Annotated in this window: 4 protein-coding genes and 1 pseudogene; 4 read left to right on the top strand and 1 reads right to left on the bottom strand. The window is 61.4% G+C overall.

Going from position 1 to position 5774, the window contains the following annotated elements; genetic code table 11:
• Nucleotides 1–277: 277 nt before the first annotated feature.
• Both K5Q19_RS09340 and K5Q19_RS09345 read left to right on the top strand, forming a co-directional pair.
• Nucleotides 278–1144, top strand: coding sequence for a recombinase family protein (locus K5Q19_RS09340; RefSeq protein WP_004212898.1), 867 nt, complete (start codon nt 278–280; stop codon nt 1142–1144).
• A pseudogene (locus K5Q19_RS09345) lies at nt 1083–2585 on the top strand (catalase); the annotation flags it as partial. The gene K5Q19_RS09340 and the pseudogene K5Q19_RS09345, both read left to right, overlap by 62 nt.
• A 74-nt stretch (nt 2586–2659) precedes the next feature.
• On the opposite strand, the gene K5Q19_RS09350 reads toward K5Q19_RS09345, so the two are convergent.
• Nucleotides 2660–4156: an alkaline phosphatase D family protein gene (locus K5Q19_RS09350; RefSeq protein WP_037472268.1), complete on the bottom strand. Its 1497-nt coding sequence runs from the start codon at nt 4154–4156 to the stop codon at nt 2660–2662.
• A 124-nt stretch (nt 4157–4280) separates the two neighbouring features.
• Between K5Q19_RS09350 and K5Q19_RS09355 the strand changes: the two genes are divergently transcribed.
• Together K5Q19_RS09355 and K5Q19_RS09360 are read left to right on the top strand one after the other, a co-directional pair.
• Nucleotides 4281–4856 (top strand): RNA polymerase sigma factor, encoded by a 576-nt coding sequence (locus K5Q19_RS09355; RefSeq protein WP_004212904.1) that lies wholly within the window; start codon nt 4281–4283, stop codon nt 4854–4856.
• Nucleotides 4856–5704 carry a FecR domain-containing protein gene (locus K5Q19_RS09360; RefSeq protein ID WP_292943959.1) on the top strand — a complete coding sequence of 283 codons (849 nt, stop codon included), beginning with the start codon at nt 4856–4858 and terminating at the stop codon, nt 5702–5704. The genes K5Q19_RS09355 and K5Q19_RS09360 overlap by 1 nt, the downstream gene beginning before the upstream one ends.
• The last annotated feature ends 70 nt before the right edge of the window (nt 5705–5774 follow it).

Raw genomic sequence — 5774 nt, forward strand, 5'->3', positions numbered from 1 at the left:
ATAGGTGCCCATCGGATCGGCGGTGCCCGATTTTGCCGCGCCATTTTCGATATATTTGAGCCAGTCGGCTACCTTTATGGCCGCTTCGACCTCGACCTGAACGACCGGATTGATTTTGGACGGCTTGCAGCGTGAGGCGGCTGATCGGCCTATAACATTTGGGTACACCCCAGAGTGATAGGGCCGAGTGACACCATTCGTCTGTCACAAAAGGGTGGGTTTGCGCTCAATGTGACGATACACTGCAAGAGCCACCCTAATGTGACGGATTTTGCACTTGGCTCGTATCGGATATGCCCGCGTCAGCACCACGGACCAGGATCTGGATATCCAGATTGGCCGCCTCAAGAATGCAGGTTGCGAAATTATCCGTTCCGAGACCGGATCGGGGGCCTCGCGGAGCGGGCGCACGGAACTGGAAACGATCATGCAGTTTATGCACACCGGCGACGAGCTGGTCGTGCTGCGGCTCGACCGGCTCGGCCGCTCCACGCGCGATGTCCTGAACCTGGTGCATGAGCTTGATGAAAAGGGAGCTTCGCTGCGCATCCTTGAGCCAGAGGTGACGACGGCGGGCGACATGGGGCGAATGGTCATCACCATACTCGGCATGGTCGCCGATATGGAGCTGAAGTTCATCAAGGATCGTCAGCGCGCCGGGATCGAAGCGGCGCGCGCCGAAGGCGTTTACAAAGGCCGGAAGAAGAACGTCGATGACGATGAAATCCGCCGTCGCCTTGCCGCCGGCGCCAGCAAGGCCCGCGTTGCCCGCGACCTGAAGGTCTCACGAATGACCGTCTATCGGGCGCTCGACATTATTCCGTCAAAGACCAAACTGCCGGAAAAGCCGCCCACTGCCAGCATCGCCCTGCATCTGATTATCGAGAACTTCAACAAGCGTGGAAGAGGTAGAAAACCCGCTCGGGAGCGGATTGAGGCGATGCTGGAACGCGACTACGCCATGGTAAAAAACGGCAATTGTGATTACAAACTGACCGTCGCCTATGACCCCGATCCGGATGGCATTTCCCTTGATGAGGAAATCCAAAGCCTCCTCTCCGAGATGTTCAACATCGCAGAGAGCTACAATTGCTCCATGGAAGCCGATATCTACGAGGTCGGTGGTCAGCAACGGTCCTGGTAGAATCAATCAAGCGTTCAGTGTTCGTTCTTCAACCTGGCCAAAATCGCAGCTTCGGGCCGACTGGGCCAAGTTCCACTGGAAGCCCCGACTTGGGATTCAGTCTACCATTTGGGACGAAGCGCTGAAGCTCCAGGCGGCGGACAATGACTATCAGCGCCGCGACCTGTTCGAGGCGATCGACGCCGGCGATTTCCCGCAATGGGATCTGGGTATCCAATTGTTCGACGAGGCGTTTGCCGAGGCGCAACCCTATGACGTGCTCGACGCGACCAAGCTCATCCCGGAAGAGGATGTGCCCGTGCGCCTGATCGGCACACTGACGCTCAACCGCAATGTCGACAATTTCTTCGCCGAAACCGAGCAGGTCGCATTCCTGCCCTCGAATGTTCCGCCAGGCATCGATTTTTCGAATGATCCGCTGCTTCAGGGCCGGCTCTTCTCCTATCTGGATACGCAAAATTCACGTCTCGGCACCACCAACTTCCATCAGATCCCGGTAAACGCACCGCGCTGTCCGTTCGGCAATTTCCAGCGGGACGGAAAAATGCAGACGATGGTGCCCAAGGGCCGTGCCAATTATGAACCCAACAGCCTGGCGGCGCATGGCGAGGAAGGTGGACCGCGCGAAAGCCCGGACGTCGGCTTTGTAACGGCAAACGCCGCCACTGGCCCTGAAGAGAGCGGCGACAAGCTGCGCGTGCGGGCGGAAACCTTCGCCGATCATTACAGTCAGGCGCGTTTATTCTACCGTTCACAGACGATCAGTGAACAAGCCCATATCGCCTCGTCCTTCGTGTTCGAACTCTCGAAGGTGGCACAGCTCGATCAGGTGCCCGGCCGGATGGTGGCCAATCTACGCAATGTGGACGAAGACCTGGCGAGCCGGGTTGCGGACGGCTTAGCGATCGATCTGCCGAAAAAGACGCCCGCCGCCAAGGAGCCGATCGACATGCCGCCTTCGGACGCACTTTCGATCCATAAGAATATGCTGGCGACGCTTGAGGGGCGCAAAGTCGGCATTCTGATCGCGGACGGCAGCGATGCGGACGAACTGGCAGCAATCGTCACGGCAGTAGAAAAAGCCAAGGGCAAGGCTGTGATCGTCGCGCCCAAAGTCGGTGGCGCAAAGCTCTCCAACGGCAAGCAGCAGAAGGCCGATGGTCAGCTGGCAGGATCGCCGAGTCAGATTTTCGATGCCGTGGCGATCATAGTGTCGCAGGAGGGCTGCGCGACGCTGCTGAACGAAGGCGCGGCGGTCGAATTTGTGATGAACGCCTTTGGCCATCTCAAGGCGATTGGCGCGAATGAGACAGCGCAGCCCTTGCTCGACAAGGCCGGCGTGGTGCCCGACGCGGGCGTCACGGGGGTCGATGCAGCGTTCGTCAAGGCGGCGGCTCTCCGCTTCTATGACCGCGAACCATCGCTGCGTATGCTGGCTTGAGAGAAGACATGATGAGCGATCAGTTTAACGCCTGGTCGCTCATGTCTTTTAGCCGGGCTAAATGCAGTTGTCGCCTACCTGATATCCTGTTCCACCTGTTGCAGGATCTTGGGCTTTGCCCGGGCCGATTTCAGATTCAGTGCACGAAATTGTGCCACTAGTCGCGTCGGTTCGATCTCGATGCGGACGTAGCCGCTATGGTTCAGGTCATGAAAGCGGATGTGGGGGTTATTTGCGCGAACCTCGCCGAAGCGGCCGGCTGGCGGCGATTGGGCAGCAAGGGCGGAGGTGACGATTTCGGTCGCCACTGGCGGGGTGCCATCCGCCCGATGCAGATCATTCAGCCAAAAACTGTGGACGTCGCCGCTTAGAATTAGGGGATTGCGGACATTGGGGCGGGCGAGCTGATCCAGCAGCCGTGAGCGGCCTGCGACATAGCCGTCCCACTGGTCGCTATAGACAGCGTCACCCCCGCCATCGAGCGCCAGCGGCGCAAAAAACACGCCCTGCGCCAATAAAGTCCAAGGGCGCCGCTCTTGGGAAAGGCGCTGAGCCAGCCATGCCTCCTGCGCCTGTCCCAGCATGGTCCGATCGGGCGCCAACCGTTCGGCGCAATGATCGAGCCGGACGTTGCGGGCTACCGACGGCGCCGCGCATGGCGGGTTGGACCGGAATTGGCGCGTGTCGAGCATGGAAAGCGATGCCAGTTCGCCCCAGTCCACCCCACGATAGAGGCGCGGGCTGGCCATGGAGCGCCACAGGCTGGGGCGGATCGGCATATGTTCGAAATAGGCCTGATAGGCCGCCGCTCGCCGCGCCGCGAAAATTTCGGGAGGTAGCCCCTCTCGATTGGCGAGCGCGGCATAATCGTTCAGCACCTCATGATCGTCCCATGTGACGAGCCAGGGCACGCGCCGGTGCGCTTCCTGCAAATCCGGATCGGTGCGATAGAGGGCGTAGCGGGCGCGGTACCCATCCAGATCGCGTGGTTCGGGCGCGCCGAAATCGCGGACCTTGGGCTGGTCGGGATAGGATGTTTCGTAAATATAGTCGCCGACCTGCACGATCAGGTCGGGATCGCCCGCCAGCATGTCGCGATAGGCGCCGAACCATCCCAATTCCCAATGCTGGCAGGATGTGAGCGCCAGCCGCAACCGGTTGGTGCGGTCCGGCACGGTTGCGGTACGCCCGACCGGGCTGGTCGCGCCAAGCGCATGGAAGCGATAATGATAGGGGCGCCCCGGTCGTAGTCCGGTCAGTTCGAGATGGATGCTGTGCGCCGCCTCGGGATGCGCGTTCAATGCGCCGGTCCGGACGATGTTGCGAAATCCTTCATCCTCGGCGACCTCGTAACGGACCGGGATCGATCCGGCCCGAAGAGGGTGGGCGTCGGGGCCGACGAGGCGCGTCCACAAAACGAAGCCGTCGCGGGATGGATCGCCGCTGGCGACGCCGAGCGCAAAGGGGTCGGCCTGCGCAGTGAAGGGTGCGGCGAGCACCCGGAGCGGCGTGGCGCCAAGCGCGACCATGGCGCCCAGCACGGCGCGGCGATGCCAGGGAGAGGCTTGCATCGGGCGGCCCTATCGGCGGCGTTTGACAGTAATGCGACAGCGACCCCCGACGAATGTGGATATTGTCCCGATATTGTCATGCCGACTGACTAACCGCCCCGCTCATCTGAAGGGGGAAGCCGCCGTGACCTGGTTGAGGGATGTAGACCGCTGGTTCATTGATGAGATATTGCCGCACCGGGTCGCTTTCCGGCGGCAGGCGGCTCGGCTGGTCCCCACGGCCGAGGCCGAGGATCTGGTGCAGGAGGCCTATGCCCGCGCGATCAATGCGTCGCATCATCGCGAGATCGTCAATCCCCGCAGCTTCGTCCTCACCATCATCCGCAATCTGGCGCATGAACGTCATCGTCGCGCCACCGTCGTGCGGTTCGAGCATCTGGCCGATATGGAAGCGATGGAAATTGCCGATAGCGCGCCGGATCAATTTGCAGTGCTATCGGGCAATATGGAGCTGGCACGGCTGATCGCGCTGATGGAGCAATTGCCGCCACAGGCGCGCGCGGTGGTGAAGATGCGGCGGATCGAAGGATTATTGCCGGGCGATATAGCGGTGCGGATGGGTTTGTCGGTCTCTACTGTAGAGAAGCATCTTGCCAAAGGGCTGGCCATTCTTGCCTATGCGATGCAGGAAGCGCCACCGCAGGAAGAAAGGGCCCCGTTTTCGCGCTTATGGCAACGCCACCGACACCAGAGAAAATGATGGAGGAAGCCGCCGGCTGGCTGGCGGCGCTCGATGCAGGCTCGGTCACGCCGCAGGCTTTCGAACAATGGCGTGCGGCCGATCCCCGCCATGCCATCGCCTTTGCCCAGGTGGCTCATGCCTTCGAGCAGGTGGAGCGTCTACGCGCGGTCGAGGACCGTCCGGCCGAACCGGCGCCCACCGCCATCAACCGCCGTGGGATGTTGCGTGCCGGCGTCTTGGCCGGTGGTGCGTCGGTCGCCGGCGCGCTGCTGGCGGTACGCGCCACTGCGCGCGAACATGCCAAAACGGCGATAGGTGAACGGCGCGCGCTGGTGCTGGACGATGGCACCCGGATCGAACTTAATACAGGCACGCGGATCAGTTGGCGGATCGACAAGGGGGAAAGCCGCATCTGGTTGGAGCGTGGCGAGATCGGCCTTACGGTTCCGGCTTCGCTGCGCGGCAAGCTGACATTGGAGGCAGGAAGCGCACGATTCACACTCGGCACCGGCAGCTTCAATGCGCGACAGCAACCTGAATCCTTCGACTTTCTCGTGCTGAATGGCATGGCCGATAGCGTACGGGGCGATGGGCTTACAGCAGGGGCGATGGCGCGCGTGATCGGCCAGAACGTGGCTATCGGACCGGCCGACCCGGTAACGCTGGACCGGGCGCGCAGCTGGAAAGATGGTCAACTGGTGTTCGAAGGCGAGAGCCTCGACTTCGTCGTGGCCGAATTTAATCGCTATCTCGACCCCAGGATCGTCATCGCCGATCCGGCGCTGTCGCGCATTCGGCTGGGGGGGCGTTTTACGACCACCAACCCCAATGATCTGCTGACCGCATTGCATGCGTCGTTCGGCTGAGAACACCGGGAATAAAAGGGGCCACGGATCGGCCGGTAGCACCGGATTAAAAATGGGCCAGTCCTGCTAG

The organism is Novosphingobium sp., assembly GCF_019748365.1.
Classification (GTDB): Bacteria; Pseudomonadota; Alphaproteobacteria; order Sphingomonadales; family Sphingomonadaceae; genus Novosphingobium.

Excerpts from the sequence above, each read along its gene's own strand:
- K5Q19_RS09360 (WP_292943959.1), top strand. The coding sequence starts at position 4,856 with ATGGAGGAAGCCGCCGGCTGGCTGGCGGCGCTCGATGCAGGCTCGGTC.
- K5Q19_RS09350 (WP_037472268.1), bottom strand. The coding sequence starts at position 4,156 with ATGCAAGCCTCTCCCTGGCATCGCCGCGCCGTGCTGGGCGCCATGGTC.